This window comes from Pantoea sp. S62, from assembly GCF_016658625.1.
Taxonomy (GTDB): domain Bacteria; phylum Pseudomonadota; class Gammaproteobacteria; order Enterobacterales; family Enterobacteriaceae; genus Pantoea; species Pantoea vagans.
Genome location: NZ_JACVVI010000011.1, coordinates 168,132 through 184,918 on the forward strand (window position 1 = coordinate 168,132; position 16,787 = coordinate 184,918).

General features: G+C 55.5%; 15 protein-coding genes and 1 tRNA gene. 14 read left to right on the top strand and 2 right to left on the bottom strand.

Annotated elements, in window-relative coordinates; translation table 11 throughout:
* Positions 1-79: 79 nt before the first annotated feature.
* Entirely contained in the window at positions 80-586 is a 507-nt protein-coding gene (gene ftnA, locus IBT54_RS16560; protein WP_010248984.1) for a non-heme ferritin, read from the bottom strand.
* A gap of 490 nt (positions 587-1,076) precedes the next feature.
* Here ftnA and IBT54_RS16565 point away from each other — a divergent pair, with 490 nt between their 5' ends.
* From IBT54_RS16565 to mrdA, 13 genes are all read left to right on the top strand, one after another.
* Positions 1,077-1,745, top strand: coding sequence for a nucleoside recognition domain-containing protein (locus tag IBT54_RS16565; RefSeq protein WP_033733869.1), 669 nt, complete (start codon positions 1,077-1,079; stop codon positions 1,743-1,745).
* A complete protein-coding gene (locus IBT54_RS16570; protein WP_003848518.1) occupies positions 1,735-2,208 on the top strand; it encodes a YjiG family protein in 474 nt (157 codons plus the stop codon). The genes IBT54_RS16565 and IBT54_RS16570 overlap by 11 nt, the downstream gene beginning before the upstream one ends.
* Before the next feature lie 4 nt (positions 2,209-2,212).
* A complete protein-coding gene (locus tag IBT54_RS16575; RefSeq protein ID WP_201252488.1) occupies positions 2,213-3,316 on the top strand; it encodes a M20 peptidase aminoacylase family protein in 1,104 nt (367 codons plus the stop codon).
* Positions 3,317-3,607: 291 nt separating this feature from the next.
* Positions 3,608-5,194, top strand: coding sequence for a peptide chain release factor 3 (gene prfC, locus IBT54_RS16580; protein WP_033784671.1), 1,587 nt, complete (start codon positions 3,608-3,610; stop codon positions 5,192-5,194).
* Between the two features lie 257 nt (positions 5,195-5,451).
* Positions 5,452-6,066 (top strand): molecular chaperone OsmY, encoded by a 615-nt coding sequence (osmY, locus tag IBT54_RS16585; protein WP_013359017.1) that lies wholly within the window; start codon positions 5,452-5,454, stop codon positions 6,064-6,066.
* Positions 6,067-6,162: 96 nt separating this feature from the next.
* Positions 6,163-6,324: a DUF1328 domain-containing protein gene (locus tag IBT54_RS16590; RefSeq protein ID WP_003848537.1), complete on the top strand. Its 162-nt coding sequence runs from the start codon at positions 6,163-6,165 to the stop codon at positions 6,322-6,324.
* 221 nt (positions 6,325-6,545) lie between these two features.
* Positions 6,546-7,598 carry a patatin family protein gene (locus IBT54_RS16595; RefSeq protein ID WP_095706680.1) on the top strand — a complete coding sequence of 351 codons (1,053 nt, stop codon included), beginning with the start codon at positions 6,546-6,548 and terminating at the stop codon, positions 7,596-7,598.
* Entirely contained in the window at positions 7,595-8,392 is a 798-nt protein-coding gene (locus IBT54_RS16600) for a TatD family hydrolase (RefSeq protein ID WP_201252489.1), read from the top strand. The genes IBT54_RS16595 and IBT54_RS16600 overlap by 4 nt, the downstream gene beginning before the upstream one ends.
* A gap of 234 nt (positions 8,393-8,626) precedes the next feature.
* Positions 8,627-9,406 (top strand): deoxyribose-phosphate aldolase, encoded by a 780-nt coding sequence (gene deoC, locus IBT54_RS16605; protein ID WP_201252490.1) that lies wholly within the window; start codon positions 8,627-8,629, stop codon positions 9,404-9,406.
* A 62-nt stretch (positions 9,407-9,468) separates the two neighbouring features.
* A complete protein-coding gene (gene deoA, locus IBT54_RS16610) occupies positions 9,469-10,797 on the top strand; it encodes a thymidine phosphorylase (RefSeq protein ID WP_013359013.1) in 1,329 nt (442 codons plus the stop codon).
* A 95-nt stretch (positions 10,798-10,892) separates the two neighbouring features.
* The gene (gene deoB / locus IBT54_RS16615; RefSeq protein ID WP_033784036.1) at positions 10,893-12,116 is read left to right on the top strand and encodes a phosphopentomutase; all 1,224 of its coding nucleotides are present in this window, start codon (positions 10,893-10,895) and stop codon (positions 12,114-12,116) included.
* Between the two features lie 26 nt (positions 12,117-12,142).
* On the top strand, positions 12,143-12,856 hold the full coding sequence (gene deoD, locus IBT54_RS16620; protein WP_013359011.1) for a purine-nucleoside phosphorylase: 714 nt from the start codon (positions 12,143-12,145) through the stop codon (positions 12,854-12,856).
* A 221-nt stretch (positions 12,857-13,077) separates the two neighbouring features.
* Positions 13,078-14,949: a penicillin-binding protein 2 gene (gene mrdA / locus IBT54_RS16625; RefSeq protein ID WP_147789789.1), complete on the top strand. Its 1,872-nt coding sequence runs from the start codon at positions 13,078-13,080 to the stop codon at positions 14,947-14,949.
* A 29-nt stretch (positions 14,950-14,978) separates the two neighbouring features.
* Here mrdA and IBT54_RS25420 read toward each other — a convergent pair whose 3' ends face one another.
* A complete protein-coding gene (locus IBT54_RS25420) occupies positions 14,979-16,298 on the bottom strand; it encodes a PAS domain-containing methyl-accepting chemotaxis protein (protein WP_013359009.1) in 1,320 nt (439 codons plus the stop codon).
* Positions 16,299-16,520: 222 nt separating this feature from the next.
* On the opposite strand from IBT54_RS25420, the gene IBT54_RS16635 reads away from it, so the two are divergent.
* A tRNA-Phe gene (locus IBT54_RS16635) sits at positions 16,521-16,596 on the top strand.
* The last annotated feature ends 191 nt before the right edge of the window (positions 16,597-16,787 follow it).

The window sequence follows — 16,787 nt, forward strand, 5'->3', positions numbered from 1 at the left end:
CCCTGCTACTTAAGCTTTATCATTGCTTCCTGAAAGCGTACCAGGGAATTGTCAGCAGTCTGAACCGACCTGAAAGATATTATTCTGCGTGGTTCTCGGTGCTCATGCGGCCCAGGTCTTTATCGACCAGGAACAGACCGTTGCCGCTGTTGCTGACCAGCGCCAGTTTATCCAGCACGGTTTTGAACAGCTTCTCTTCTTCGTGCTGCTCGGCAACATACCACTGCAGGAAGTTGAAGGTAGAGTAATCCTGTGACGTCATAGCGGCGTGTGCCAGCTCATTGATTTTGCTGGTGATCAGCTGCTCATGCTCCAGCGCCTGCTGCAGGATTTCATTCAGCGAGGTGAAAGAAACCGGTGGCGCTGCGATGGTGCCCAGCACCGGCATGCCGCCGGTATCGCTCAGGTAGTCAAACAGACGCTGCATGTGCTGCATTTCTTCGCGTGAATGCATCTTCAGGAAGGAAGCGGCACCCTCAAAGCCTTTGTCGCTGCACCAGGCGCTCATTTGCAGATAAAGATTGGCAGAGAAAAATTCCAGGTTCAGCTGGTCGTTTAAACGCCCAGTCATTTCAGCAGTCAGCATGGCCGAGTCCTTTTAAGAAGATGTTAAATAAACAGGTGGATGCGGTGAATTATGCATCATACATGTTAGTAAAGTGAAGCCTTTTCCGCAAAATAAGTCAATTTATCTGATTGATTTAAATAGAATTATTTCGGAAATTGAATGCGACCAATTCTCATTCTGTATCGCGCAACATCAGGCAACAATGTCAGGAGAATCAGCACCATGATAGTGCGGGCGATAGCTATTCTGCTGGTGCAATGGTCGCTGCGGCAGACGAAAGACCCACCCTCTGATGCCGTCCCGGAAATATAACGTTGTGTTCTGAATAATCATTTTCAGAGCGCGATAAGAGGTATGGCGTGGATTAAACGTCCTGTGTCGGCAAATAAGGCGTTAACAATCCTTCTCCTGGCGGCTCTGGCATAAATCCTGCTTAGAACTGAGTTCCATATATTGAAACTTGCCACGGCAGGGAACGGGCGGCAGGCCATGTTATCAGGAGAAAATAATGTCAGATGAGAGTGTGGTTAATCCGGTAAAAATGACGGCGACCAAAGGCAGTTATATCGCTTTAATTTTTGCCATTCTGTTTTTCTCAGGGCTGTTTTATAACGTCGAGGGCCTTAAATGGCTGGGGGCGTTTGACTTCACCACGCTGGGCGGCAGCTTCGGCACCATGAAAGATCCCGCCAGCAACACCTTTCTCGGCGCAGGCGGACTCAGTGCCAAAGCGGGTTTTCTGTTTGCCCTGTCGCTGACGCCGACGGTAATGCTGGCGCTGGGCGTGCTGGAAATCTTTACCCACTATGGCGCGATTCGCGCGGCACATCGCTTACTGACGCCGCTGCTTAAACCGCTGATGGGATTACCGGGTCGCTGCGGTCTGGCGTTAATCACTGACCTGCAAAGCACCGACGCGGGCGCGGCATTAACCAAAGAGATGGCTGACCAGAAACAGATTGGCAAAAAAGAGCTGGTGGTGATGAGTGCCTGGCAATATTCCGGTGCCGGATTAATCAATAATTACTTCGCCATCGGTTCGGCGCTATTCGCCTCAATGACGCTGCCGATCATTATTCCGCTGTTATTAATGTTCGTGCTGAAATTTGTCGGTGCGGCGATAACGCGCGCTGTGTTAAACAGTGTTTATAAGAAGGATTTCGCCGATGGAAAATAAAATTGCGACAAGCAGTAATCCGTTCGATGTGTTTGTGACCGGTGCGCGTAAAGGCTTTCATATCGCCATTCACAACCTGATGCCGAATGTGGTGATGGCCTATGTGCTGGCAGAAGTCCTGAATCTGCTCGGCATCATGCAGTTTCTCGGGCATGTGTTTGCGCCGGTGATGGGGCTGTTTGGCCTGCCGGGCGAGGCGATTACTGTGTTGCTCACCGCCTGGCTCTCCTCGTCGGCGGGCACCGGCGTCGCGGTAAGCCTGCTGACCAAAGGGCTGCTGACCGGCGCGGATATCACCATTCTGGCGCCGGCGATTTTCCTGATGGGATCGCAGCTGCAATATATGGGGCGGCTGCTGGGCGTGGCCGATGTGCCCAAAAAATACTGGCCGCTGCTGATGCTGGTGAGCATCATCAACGCGCTGATCGCAATGTCTGTTATGCGTCTGTTTATTCAGGAGTAACGCTGTGTCTAAGGTATTAGAGCATTACCACTATCTGCATGAAATTCCGGAGCTGGGTTTTCAGGAGGTGAAAACTTCGGCCTACATCGCCGATCAGCTCGAGAAAGCGGGCCTGAAGGTGACGCGCAACATCAATAACACCACCGGCATTGTGGCGGAGATCGACAGCGGTGTGCCGGGGCCGGTGCTGGCGCTGCGTGCGGATATGGATGCGCTGGGCCACATCATTGATGGCGTGCCGTGCGCGCGTCACACCTGTGGTCACGACGGTCATTCGTCGGTGGTGCTGACGGCAGCATCGGCGCTGCTGCAGGAGGGCACGGTGAAACGTGGCCGGCTGAAGATTCTGTTCCAGCCCGCCGAGGAGCTGGGTGCGGGTGCGCTCTCGATGATCGAAGGTGGCGCACTGGATGATGTGGAGATGATTCTGGGCTTCCATCTGCGTCCGCTGGAGGAGTGCGTGGTTGGTCAGGCGGTGCCTGCGGTGCTCTACTCCGCCTGCAGCACGCTGGAAGCGACGATCACAGGTCAGCCCGCTCATGCGGCGCGACCGCATCTTGGCGTGAACGCGCTGGATGCCGCCGTGCAGGCGGTTCAGGCCGTCAACGCCCTCCATCTTTCACCCGGCCTGACCTGGAGCGTCAAGGCGACCCGCTTCCTGTGTGATGCCGGTGTCACCAACTCGGTGCCGGATGAAGCCCGCGTGGTGTGGGATCTGCGTTCGCAGGAAAACGGGCCGATGACGCAGCTGAAAGAGCAGGTCACGCGTGCCATTACTCACAGCGTGGCGGCACTGGGTGCCACCGCCGAGGTCCGCGTGCTGAAAGAGATGCCCGCCGCCGAGATTGATGATGAGGCGACGGCGGTAATCCGCGCGGCCATCGTTGAAGTGCTGGGTGAAGAGGGCGCACTGCCGACCCGAACCACGCCGGGCAGCGAGGACTTTTTCTACTATCCGGTGAAGCGTCCGGGTGTGAAGGCGGGCTTCTGGGGGCTGGGCACTAACCTGACGCCAGGACTGCATCATCCCGACATGCGTTTCGATCTCAGCTCGCTGGAGATTGGTGTGCAGATCTTCAAAGCCTGCGTCAGAAGGGTATTGGGATAACAGTGTGGGGCGGGTGCAGACCCGCCTGATTCTGTTGCCGCATCCGCTGTTCTCCGATTCTCCCTCTGCGAAATCCCGCCCCCTTCCCTGTAGGCCGCGCGCGCAAAATATTGTATGCTATGCCGCCTTAAAGCTGACCAGGTAACCGGACTTCACGCCAATGTAACTTCGCGCTGACCCGCCAACGATAAAACATCGTTTTGGCACCGTTTACCCGCCGGTAAGGTTCTGCCGGCCACCGTGATTTATCAGCAGCGCCAGTACGTTGCGCTGCCTATTGAGAAGAATTCCATGTCTAATCCCTTTTTAGAAGAGGTGGCACGCCGCCGCACCTTCGCGATCATTTCTCACCCGGATGCCGGTAAAACCACCATTACCGAAAAAGTGTTGTTGTTCGGACAGGCTATCCAGACCGCCGGTACGGTAAAAGGCCGTGGCTCTAACCAGCACGCCAAGTCGGACTGGATGGAGATGGAGAAACAGCGTGGTATCTCCATTACCACCTCGGTGATGCAGTTCCCTTACCGCGATAGCCTGGTGAACCTGCTGGATACCCCAGGTCACGAAGACTTCTCGGAAGATACCTACCGTACGCTGACTGCGGTTGACTGCTGTCTGATGGTGATCGATGCCGCCAAAGGCGTCGAGGATCGTACCCGCAAGCTGATGGAAGTGACCCGTCTGCGCGATACGCCCATCCTGACCTTTATGAACAAACTTGACCGTGACATCCGCGATCCGATGGAGCTGCTGGATGAGGTGGAAAGCGAGCTGAAAATCGCCTGTGCACCGATCACCTGGCCTATCGGCTGTGGCAAGCTGTTCAAAGGGGTTTACCATCTCTACAAAGATGAGACCTATCTCTACCAGACCGGTAAAGGCCACACCATTCAGGATGTGCGCATCGTGAAGGGGCTTAACAACCCGGATCTCGACACCGCGGTCGGTGAAGATCTGGCGGCACAGCTGCGTGAAGAGCTGGAGCTGGTGCAGGGCGCCTCGCACGAGTTCGAGCAGGAGGCCTTCCTGAGTGGCGAACTGTCGCCGGTCTTCTTCGGCACCGCGCTGGGTAACTTCGGCGTTGACCACATGCTGGATGGCCTGGTTTCCTGGGCGCCGCGTCCGATGCCCCGTGAGACCGATACCCGTACGGTTGAAGCGAAAGAAGAGAAGTTCACCGGCTTCGTGTTTAAGATTCAGGCCAACATGGACCCGAAACACCGTGACCGCGTGGCCTTTATGCGTGTGGTCTCCGGTAAATATGAAAAAGGGATGAAGCTGCGTCAGGTACGCACCGGCAAAGATGTGGTGATCTCCGACGCCTTGACCTTTATGGCGGGCGACCGTTCACACGTTGAAGAAGCGTATCCTGGCGATATCATCGGTCTGCATAACCACGGCACCATACAGATTGGCGACACCTTTACTCAGGGTGAAAACATGAAGTTCACCGGGATTCCGAACTTTGCGCCAGAGCTGTTCCGTCGTATTCGCCTGCGCGATCCGCTGAAGCAGAAACAGCTGCTGAAAGGGCTGGTTCAGCTGTCGGAAGAGGGTGCCGTGCAGGTGTTCCGTCCGGTGCATAACAACGATCTTATCGTTGGCGCGGTCGGGGTACTGCAGTTCGATGTGGTCGTGGCACGTCTGAAAAGCGAATATAACGTCGAAGCGATCTACGAAGCGATTAACGTCTCTACGGCGCGCTGGGTTGAATGCAGCGACGCGAAAAAGTTTGAGGACTTCCAGCGTAAAAACGAAGTTAACCTGGCACTCGATGGCGGCAATAATTTGACTTATATTGCGCCAACCATGGTCAATCTTAATATTACGCAGGAACGTTATCCCGACGTGACCTTCCGTAAAACGCGCGAGCACTAATCGCCTGTTTCCGGGCCATTCCAGCAGGGAATGGCCCTGATTTCCCCACTCCAGACTCCTCCTAAAAACCCCGTTTTTTTTCTGTTTTGACGTGTGATCAACCAGTTAGCCAGGCAAATCGCAAAATGCCGTCTATGATTATTCTATCGGACGGCGGAAGAGACTTCTCTTGTCCTTACGTCCTGTAACGCAGCGGCACCTGTGCCTCTGTTTCGCCCACAGTTTTGGGTGAGTTAACTGATAGAAGGAAGATATCGATGAACAAGACTAAGATTGCTAAAACCCTTATGGCCGCCATGATTGGCTCAGCACTGATCAGCGGCAGTGCACTGGCTGACGAATCAGTGTCGCAGAAAGCGTCACAGACAGCCGACAGCGCGGGTTCGAAAATCGATAGTTCTATGAAAAAAGTCGATGGTTATATGGATGACAGCGGCATCACCGCCAAAGCCAAAGCGGCACTGGTGGATGACGACGCCATTAAAAGCACGGATATCTCGGTAAAAACGCATAGCGGCGTCGTGACCTTAAGCGGTTTCGTCACCTCACAGGATCAGGCTGAAAAGGCTGTGGCGGTGGTGCAGAAAATCGAAGGTGTTAAATCCGTCAGCGACAAACTACACGTCAGAGACAGCAAATCATCTTCAGTGAAAGGTTATGCCGGCGATGCCGCTACGACCAGCGAAATTAAAGCTAAGCTATTAGCAGACGACATTGTTCCGTCGCGCAACGTAAAAGTTGAGACCACCGACGGTGTTGTTCAGCTTTCAGGGCATGTTGCTACTCAGGCACAGTCAGATCGTGCAGAAAGCATCGCTAAAGCCATTGAAGGCGTGAAAAGCGTTAAGAATGACCTGACGGTTAAATCTTAAGCTTGCATGCGGTCACTTCGGTGACCGCATGGATAAAAGATACCCATCCGGGGATTAAATAAGCAGTTCGATTTTAAATAGGGTAAGGAGAGGCTTATGTTTCGTTGGGGCATTATTTTTCTGGTGATCGCACTGATCGCTGCAGCGTTAGGTTTTGGCGGTTTAGCGGGCACAGCAGCATGGGCAGCTAAAGTTGTCTTCGTCGTTGGTATTATCCTGTTCCTCATCAGCCTGTTTACCGGCCGTAAAAAGCTTTAGCCGATGAGTCCTGCAGCGTAATGCAACGCAAAGCATAGAGCGGAGACCAGTCATCTGTAGCGACTGACGTGAAGAGAGGGACACCTTCACATCGCTGCGATGGCAAGCCAGTTCAGCTGGCCTGCCGGTTAAAGGAATAGATGACTGGTTCTCCGGAATGCTGCTGTCTTTAACGGATCCCTCCTCCAGCATACCCGGAACCCTTTTTTGAGGTTCGTACAGTGGGTATACGCATTCCCGTCACACTCGGCGCCATTGAACCTCTGGCCCTGACACCCTTTAAAGCTCAGAAAATTGCCCTGGTCTGTGAAGGCGGCGGTCAGCGCGGCATTTTCACCGCAGGGGTACTGGACGAATTTCAGCGCGCCCGATTCAATCCTTTTCAGCTGATGCTTGGCACCTCTGCCGGTGCACAAAATCTCTCTGCCTTTGTCTGTGGTCAGCCCGGCTACGCCCGTCGCGTGATTACCCGCTATACCACCAGTAAACTCTTTTTTGATCCGCTGCGTTTTGTGCGCGGAGGCAATCTGATCGACCTCGACTGGCTGATCGATATCACCCGCAGTGAATTTCCGCTGGCGATGAGCAGTGCGGAGCAGCTGTTCTCCAGCGGCCGCGAGTTTTATATGTGCGCCTGCCGCAGCGACGACTATTCGCCCGGCTACTTTACGCCCACCGCCGACAACTGGCTGGATCTGATCAAAGCTTCCAGTGCGATTCCCGGTTTCTACCGGCTGGGCGTCAATCTGGAAGGGATAAGCTATCTCGATGGTGGCATCAGCGATGCGATTCCGGTGCGCGAGGCCGCACGTCGCGGTGCGGATACCATTGTGGTGATCCGCACAGTGCCATCGCAGATGTTCTACACCCCAAAATGGTTTAAACGGATGGAGCGCTGGCTCAGTACTGGCGCGCTGCAGCCGATGATCAACGTGCTGAATAAGCATGAGCAGAGCTATCGGGAAATTCAGCAGTTTATTGAGAATCCTCCCGACGATTTGCGCATTATCGAAATTTTTCCACCGCACGTGCTGGCCAGCAGTGCCCTGGGCAGCCGGGTTGCCGCGCTGAATCAGGATTATCATCTGGGGCGGCGCTGTGGTCGCTATTTCCTCGCCACGCTGGGCCAGTGGCTGAGCGATGCTGAACCGATGGTCTCAGCGCGCATCGTCACCCCGCCTGCGCCGGTCGCCAATGCACCGGATACCCGACGGATCATTACGCCGCCGCTGGCGGACAATGATGCGGATTACGACAAAGGATCGCTGGCATGAAGTTTATCGATACGCACTGCCATTTCGACTTTCCGCCTTTCGAAGGGGATGTTGCCGCCAGCCTGACGCGCGCCGCGGAGGCGGGTGTAGAGAAGATTATCATCCCGGCAATTGATGCCAGCCGGTTTGAGCGCGTCTGCGCACTGGCTGCTGAACACCCGCCGCTTTACGCGGCGCTGGGCCTGCACCCTATCGTCATTGAAAATCACCTTGAGGCGCATCTTGAGCAGCTGGAAACCTTACTGCAACAGCGGCCACGTAAGCTGGTGGCGATCGGCGAGATCGGGCTGGATCTCTATCGCGACAATCCGCAGTTTGATAAGCAGCAACGCTTTCTTGAAGCACAGCTGAAGCTGGCGAAACAGTATCAGCTGCCGGTGATCCTGCATTCGCGACGCACCCATGACAAGCTGGCGCAGATTCTGCGGCGTCTCGATCTGCCGCGCCGTGGCGTGGTGCACGGTTTTGCGGGCAGCCTGCAGCAGGCGCAGGCCTTTATTAAGCTGGGTTATGCGATTGGCATTGGCGGGACCATTACCTATGAGCGCGCCAGCAAAACCCGTCAGACCGTAGCACAGTTGCCGCTCTCTTCGCTGCTGCTGGAAACCGATGCACCTGATATGCCACTGCAGGGCTTTCAGGGCCAGCCAAACCGCCCGGAACGTGCGCGTCAGGTGTGGGAAGTACTCTGCAGCCTGCGAGAGGAGTCACCCGAAGAGATTGCCGATGCGCTGTGGCACAACAGTCAGCAGCTGTTCCGGCTCGATCCCGCTTTCCCGGCGCTGCGTAACTGACCGGATCTGCCTCATCAGCGCTTAAATGTGATAATAGTAACATTGGGCCGGCTGGCGTATAATGGCCATTAAACGCTGTTATCTGCGATTTAAGTCACAGTGATTGTGACGCAATTGCATTAATTTCTTATCCCTATGTGACTACTGGCACATATCAGGCCGCTTCTGAGTGTTATTATTATAACATTCCGCCGGCAAGCCGGTGGGTTGCACCCCGATCTTTTGGAGAGCCTCATGACCGATATTAAACCTCTTGCCCTGCGCGCCCTGAAACTGATGGATTTAACCACCCTGAATGACGACGACACCGACGCAAAAGTGATCGCCCTCTGTCATCAGGCTAAATCCCCGGCAGGTAACACCGCCGCCATCTGTATCTATCCGCGCTTTATTCCGATTGCGCGTAAAACGCTGCGCGAGCAGGGTACGCCGGAAATCCGCATCGCCACGGTAACTAACTTCCCGCACGGCAATGACGACATCGATATTGCACTGGCAGAGACCCGCGCCGCCATCGCCTACGGTGCAGATGAAGTGGATGTGGTCTTCCCGTACCGCGCGCTGATCGCCGGTAACAGTCAGGTTGGTTTCGATCTGGTGAAAGCCTGTAAAACCGCCTGTGCTGAAGCGAACGTGCTGCTGAAAGTCATCATCGAAACCGGTGAGCTTAAAGAAGAAGCGCTGATCCGTCAGGCTTCTGAGATTGCTATCGACGCGGGTGCCGACTTCATTAAAACCTCCACCGGTAAAGTGCCGGTTAACGCCACGCCGGAAGTGGCGCAGATCATGATGAATGTGATCCATGACAAAGGCGTTAGTAAGGAAGTTGGCTTTAAACCGGCGGGCGGCGTGCGCACTGCTGAAGATGCCGCGATCTATCTGCAGATGGCAGAAGAGACGCTGGGTGCCGACTGGGCCGATGCACGCCATTTCCGCTTTGGTGCATCAAGCCTGCTGGCGAGCCTGCTCAACACCCTGGGTCATGACAGCGACACCAGCAAAGCGGGTTACTGATCTTTCAGGCGGTCGCTGACCGCCTGTTCTCCATCCTGATTTCCCTGAACCAGGGGGCTACTTTGTTTCTGCCACAAGAAATTATTCGCAAAAAACGTGACGGCCAGGCGCTGACTGAAGAGGAGATTCGCTTCTTCATTAATGGCGTGCGTGATAACACCGTCTCGGAAGGTCAGATTGCCGCGCTGGCGATGACCATTTATTTCCACGACATGACGCTGCCAGAGCGGGTCGCGCTGACGATGGCGATGCGTGATTCCGGTACGGTACTTAACTGGAAATCACTCAATCTTAACGGGCCGGTGGTGGATAAGCACTCGACCGGCGGCGTCGGCGATGTGACGTCGCTGATGTTAGGGCCGATGGTCGCTGCCTGCGGTGGATATGTGCCGATGATTTCCGGTCGTGGTCTGGGTCATACCGGCGGCACGCTGGATAAACTGGAAGCGATTCCGGGCTTCGATATTTTCCCCAGTGATGACCGTTTCCGCGACATCATTAAGCAGGTCGGTGTGGCGATTATCGGCCAGACCAGCTCGCTGGCCCCGGCGGATAAGCGCTTCTACGCGACGCGTGACATCACCGCCACCGTCGATTCCATTCCGCTGATCACCGCCTCGATTCTGGCCAAGAAGCTGGCAGAAGGGCTGGATGCGCTGGTGATGGATGTCAAAGTGGGTTCCGGCGCATTTATGCCAACCTATGAAGCCTCAGAAAGTCTGGCGCAGTCGATTGTTGGCGTTGCCAACGGCGCAGGCTGCCAGACCACCGCGCTGCTGACGGACATGAATCAGGTTCTCGCTTCTTCAGCCGGTAACGCGCTGGAAGTGCGCGAAGCGGTGCGCTTCCTGACCGGTGAACAGCGGAATCCGCGCCTGCTGGAAGTGACGCTGGCGCTCTGCAGCGAAATGCTCACCTCCGGCAAACTCGCCGCCAGCGACGCCGACGCGCGTCAGAAGCTGATGACAGTGCTGGATAACGGTAAGGCGGCTGAGGTGTTTGGCCGCATGGTCGCTGCCCAGCAGGGACCGGCTGATTTCGTCGAACGTTACGACGCTTATCTGCCCGCGCCATTGCTAAGCAAACCGGTCTATGCCGACCAGCCAGGCATCGTCAGCAGCATGGATACCCGTGCGCTGGGTCTGGCGGTGGTGGCGATGGGCGGCGGACGTCAGCGCGCCAGCGACAGCATCGATTACAGCGTCGGCTTCAGCGAAATGATCACCCTGGGCGAACGTGCCGATGCGCATCGTCCGCTGGCGGTCATTCACGCCAGCAGCGAAGACAAATGGCAGCAGGCCGCCGCAGCGGTTAAAGCTGCGCTGGTGCTCGGGGATTCCGCCCCGGCTGAGACGCCGGTCGTCTATCGCCGTGTGAGCGATCTCAGCTAACTGACCAGTAACCGGTGCCAGCCGCGATGCATTCGGGTATACTGATCTGATCGCTTTTTTTTGACTTGTCACGCGCTAATGCGCAGGAGACTTGCATGAAACGTGCTTTTATTATGGTTCTCGATTCCTTTGGAATTGGCTCCAGTAAAGATGCCGATAAATTCGGCGACGCAGGTTCAGATACCCTGGGTCATATCGCCGAAGCCTGTTTTAACGGTGAAGCAGACAAGGGACGTAAAGGCCCATTGCATCTGCCTAATCTCACCGCGCTGGGGCTGGGTAAAGCCGCCGAGCTGTCGACCGGCCGCTTCCCGGCGGGTCTGGATCCTGAGGCAAAAATCACCGGCGCGTATGCTTACGCCAGTGAGCTTTCGTCAGGTAAAGATACGCCGTCAGGCCACTGGGAGATCGCCGGTGTGCCGGTGCTGTTTGACTGGGGCTACTTCAGCGACAAAGAGAACAGCTTCCCGCAGGAACTGCTGGACAAGCTGGTTGCGCGCGCCGACCTGCCGGGCTATCTCGGTAACTGCCACTCTTCAGGTACGGTGATCCTCGACCAGCTGGGCGAAGAGCATATGAAAACCGGCAAGCCGATTTTCTATACCTCTGCGGACTCCGTATTCCAGATCGCCTGTCACGAAGAGACCTTTGGTCTTGAGCGGCTCTATGCGCTGTGCGAAATCGCCCGTGAAGAGCTGACCGAAGGGGGCTACAACATTGGCCGCGTGATCGCCCGTCCGTTTGTGGGTGATAAAGCGGGTCAGTTCGAGCGTACCGGCAACCGTCACGATCTGGCTGTTGAGCCACCATCCGCCACCATGCTGAAAAAGCTGGTGGATGAGAAGGGCGGTCACGTGATCTCCGTGGGTAAAATCGCCGATATCTATGCGGAGCAGGGCATTACCAAAAAGGTCAAAGCGACCGGTCTGGATGCGCTGTTTGACGCGACGATTCAGGAGATGAAAACCGCGCCGGATCAGGCGATTGTGTTCACCAACTTCGTTGATTTCGATTCAACCTGGGGACATCGCCGTGATGTCGCCGGTTATGCGGGCGGGCTGGAGCTGTTTGACCGTCGTCTGCCTGAGCTGATGGCGCTGGTTGGCGAAGATGACATCCTGATCCTGACTGCTGACCACGGCTGTGATCCGACCTGGGAAGGCACCGAGCATACGCGTGAGCACATTCCGATTCTGATCTACGGACCGAAAGTGGAGCCGGGTTCACTGGGATACCGCGAGACTTTCGCTGATATTGGTCAGACAATTGCACACTATTTTGGCCTGTCCGAGATGGACTATGGCAAGAACATGCTGTAAATCAGCAATTTAATAAGGATTAAACAATGGCAACCCCTCATATTAATGCTGAAATGGGTGATTTCGCAGACGTCGTACTGATGCCTGGCGATCCGCTGCGCGCAAAACACATCGCAGAAACCTTCCTGGAAAATGCGGTTGAAGTGAACAACGTGCGCGGCATGCTGGGCTACACCGGCACATACAAAGGCCGTAAAGTCTCGGTGATGGGTCACGGAATGGGTATCCCTTCCTGCTCCATCTACACCAAAGAGCTGATCACGGACTTCGGCGTTAAGAAGATCATCCGTGTCGGCTCCTGCGGTGCTGTACGCCCTGATGTAAAACTGCGTGATATCGTGATTGGTATGGGTGCCTGCACTGATTCCAAAGTGAACCGTATGCGTTTCAAAGATCACGACTTCGCGGCGATTGCTGACTTCGACATGGTGCGTAACGCGGTTGATGCGGCGAAAAACCTGGGTGTTGAAGCGCGCGTAGGTAACATCTTCTCTGCCGATCTCTTCTACACGCCGGATCCGCAGATGTTCGACGTAATGGAAAAATATGGCATCCTCGGCGTTGAGATGGAAGCTGCGGGTATCTACGGTGTGGCTGCAGAGTTCGGTGCGAAAGCGCTGACCATCTGTACCGTATCAGACCATATCCGTACGCACGAGCAGACGACTGCTGCTGAGCGTCAGACAACTTTCAACGACATGATCAAGATTGCGCTGGAGTCTGTCCTGCTGGGTGATTAATCCGCGCGGCGGGTGACGATTCCCGCCTGCTGCCCGATCGCCTGTTCAGATCCTCCTTAACCGGAGGATCTGAGTTTCCCGCCTCGCTTTCCCGGTAACATTCACATCAAATGACACACTTTTGCCGAGGCTTGTGCATCTTCGCGCTGGCACGCCGGCGATCGCGCTTTATCATAGTGTGCAATAACAGATAATAATTAGTCGCCTGATAATGCCCCCTGATGAACTTTCGTAACTTCGATGCTGAAGAGAAGCTGTTTGCCCGTCGCGCCGCAATCGCCTTTGCTCTGGTCTGTCTCTGTTTCACTATTCTTAGCGTAAATCTTTTCCGCTTACAGGTGCGCGACCATGCCTACTACCAGACGCGCTCCAACCAGAATGACATCAAGATGATCCCCATCGCCCCGACGCGCGGGCTGATTTATGACCGCAACGGTATTCCGCTGGTGCGTAACGTCAGCTGGTACGCCATCACGCTGACGCCTTATAAAATTGACGATATGAACGCCACACTGCAGGCGCTGACGCCGATCGTAAATCTGACACCCGATGAGATCGACACTTTCCGCCGTGCGCTGAAGCAGACCAGTCGTTACAAGCCGGTCGTGCTGAAGGAGGAGCTGACCGAAGAGCAGGTTGCCCGCTTTGCGGTCAATCAGTTCCGCTTTACCGGTGCCAGCATTGAGACCTACCAGGATCGTGAATATCCCTATGGGGCCGATCTGGCCCATGTGATCGGTTATGTCTCGAAAATCAACGATAACGACTACAAACGGCTGAATGCGGAAGGTATCGCCGAAAACTATGCGGCTGACCACAACATCGGCAAGCAGGGGATTGAGGGCTATTACGAAGCGCTGTTGCATGGCAAGCCGGGCTATCAGGAAGTGGAAGTGGATAACCATGGCCGCATTGTGCGGGTGCTGAAAGAGGTGCCGCCGGTCGCGGGTAAAAACCTGACGCTGACGCTGGATCTGCATCTGCAACAGTATGTGGAGAGCCTGCTGGCCGGACAGCGTGCGGCGCTGCTGATTGAAGATCCGCGCGACGGCTCCGTGCTGGCGATGGTCTCCAGTCCCAGCTACGACCCGAATCCGTTTGTGAAAGGCATCAGCTATCAGGCCTACAAAAAGCTGCTGCAGGATAAAGACCTGCCGCTGATCAACCGCGTCACGCAGGGACTCTATCCACCCGCTTCCACGGTGAAGCCTTATATGGCGATGTCGGCGCTGCTGACCCATGTGATTACGCCACAGTCGCAGTTCTTTGGTGCGCCGACCTGGACGCTGCCGGGCACGGACCGGCGCTATCGCGACTGGAAGAAAACCGGGCACGGCATGCTGGATGTCACTCGCGCGATAGAAGAGTCTGCCGACACCTTCTTCTATCAGGTGGCTTTCATGATGGGCATTGACCGGATTCACACCATGCTCAGCCAGTTTGGCTATGGTAAATCGACCGGTATCGACCTGAATGAAGAGTACAACGGCTTATTACCAAGCCGTGAGTGGAAGCAGAAGGTGCATAAAAAGGCCTGGTATCAGGGCGATACGGTTTCGGTAGGCATTGGTCAGGGCTACTGGATTGCGACGCCGATTCAGATGGTGAAGGCGATGGTCGCACTGATCAATAACGGTCGGGTCATCGCACCGCACCTGCTGGAGAAAACCCAGCGCGGCACGCTGGTGGAAAACTACCATCCACAACAGCATGAGGCACAAATTGGCGATCCTCACTCACCGTACTGGTCGCTGGTGCGTCACGCGATGTTTGGCATGGCTAACGCGCCCAACGGCACCGGTTATAAATATTTCCATACGGCTCCTTATGGCATCGCGGCGAAGAGCGGGACGTCACAGGTATTCAGCCTGCGTCAGAACCAGACTTATAACGCGAAGATGATCCCAGTGCGGCTGCGTGACCATATCTTCTACACCGCCTTTGCACCGTTTAATGACCCGAAAGTGGCGGTGGCGTTAATTCTGGAGAATGGTGGCGGGGAAGGGGTAACGGCTGCGCCCGTGATGCGGGATATTCTGGACCATATCTTTATCCCGCCGGTGCCAGAAGCACCCGCTCAGGCCACACCGTAAAAAAGGGGGGCGAAGGCCCCCGCAGAGCATCAGACTTTAAGCGTTTTAGTGACCTGTCCGATGGCACGCACCACGTCCGTTGCGCCTTCACGGATTTCTGCAATCACGCCGCCCGCCTCCTGAGCCAGCTGTACACCCTGATCGGCACGTTTCAGGTTCGACTCAATACCTTTCAGCGCACGGCTTGCCAGTAGATGATTTTGCTGAATCCGGTTTTCAATGTCGGTAGTGGCGCGGTTAATGTTGGCTGCCAGCGTGCGGACTTCATTAGCCACCACAGCAAAGCTGCGGCCATGGGTGCCCGCCCGCGCTGCTTCAATGGCGGCATTCAGCGCCAGCAGGTTGGTCTGATCGGCGATCCGGCGAATACCTTCCACAATCGCGCCGATACGATCAGAAGACTCACTCAGGCCGGTAATATCACCGGAGATCCCCTGCAGTTCACCCGCCAGCGCATTCATGGTTTCCACGCTGCTGGCGATCACATCGGCACCCAGCTTTGTGCTTTCATCCGTTTGCAGTGCGGTGTGATAAGCCCGCTGCGCCGCATCATGCTCCTGCTGATTCTTTTCCACCTGTGCGGTCACATCCGTGGCGAATTTGACGATTTTGTAGAGCCGGCCCTGTTCATCAAAAACCGGGTTATAGGTGGCACGCAGCCAGACCGTCTCACCCCGTTTATTCACCCGGGGAAACTGACCCGAGACAAATTCACCCCGGTTCAGTTGCTGCCAGAACTCGCTATATTCGCGGCTGTCGCGTACAGCCTGCGAACAGAAACGACTGTGGTGAATCCCTTCGACCTCTTCACGACGGTAGCCCATGGTTTTCAGAAAATTGTCGTTGGCTTTCAGCACTTCACCTTTGAGGTTAAAGGCGATGACCGCCATCGACCGTTCAATGGCGGTGGTAATGGCGCGCTGCTCCTGGGCATCGTTGATATGGCCCGTAATGTCGGTGGCCAGTTTGACGATTTTAATCACCCGGCCATGGCGGTTCTGCACCGGCACATAGTTGGCTTCCAGCCAGATCGGGCGGCTGTTTTTCGCCATGCGCAGAAATTTATCGCTGAAGCTTTCGCCCCGGTTCAGCCGCAGCCAGAAATCCTGATAGTCCCGCGACTGAAGCTGTTCCGGCGTGCAAAAAAGGCTGTGGTGCTGGCCTTCAATCTCCGCCAGCGTGTAGCCCATGCGCGCCAGAAACAGCGCATTGGCGCTGAGAATGGTGCCATCGGGGGAGAACTCAACCATGGCGATGGAGCCGTTGAGCGAGCTCAGCGTGGCCGCTGAGTGAGCCCGCTTCTGCCAGCCGTGGCGTGAAGTGATACCTGATGTAATGGTGGAAAACATGGCGATCCTTATTATTAGTGTTGGTCTCGCCTCCTATATCGGCAAAATCGCGGCACAATGGAGCCTTTACCGCTCCGCTGACTAAAATTTATCCGGCCAGACGCGAGATTTTTGCGCCGGGTCAAACCCGATATTTGAGTTGATGGAAAAGCCGTCAGTCGATGTGATTTTGGTGAAAAGCGTTTGACGCTGCCGGGCCGCTTTGGTTTAATGCGCCCCGTTGCCCGAATAGCTCAGTCGGTAGAGCAGGGGATTGAAAATCCCCGTGTCCCTGGTTCGATTCCGGGTTCGGGCACCATCTTTAAAGAACCCGCCTCTGGCGGGTTTTTGCGTTCTGTCACGAACCCGTTATCGAAGGTTCGATACACTCGCCACATCCTGTGGCTCGCCCTTCGGGTCGCGCTGACGCGCGATGCAAAAATGCTCCCGGCATTTTAGTCCGGGTTCGGGCACCATCTTTAAAGAACCCGCCTCTGGCGGGTTTTTGCG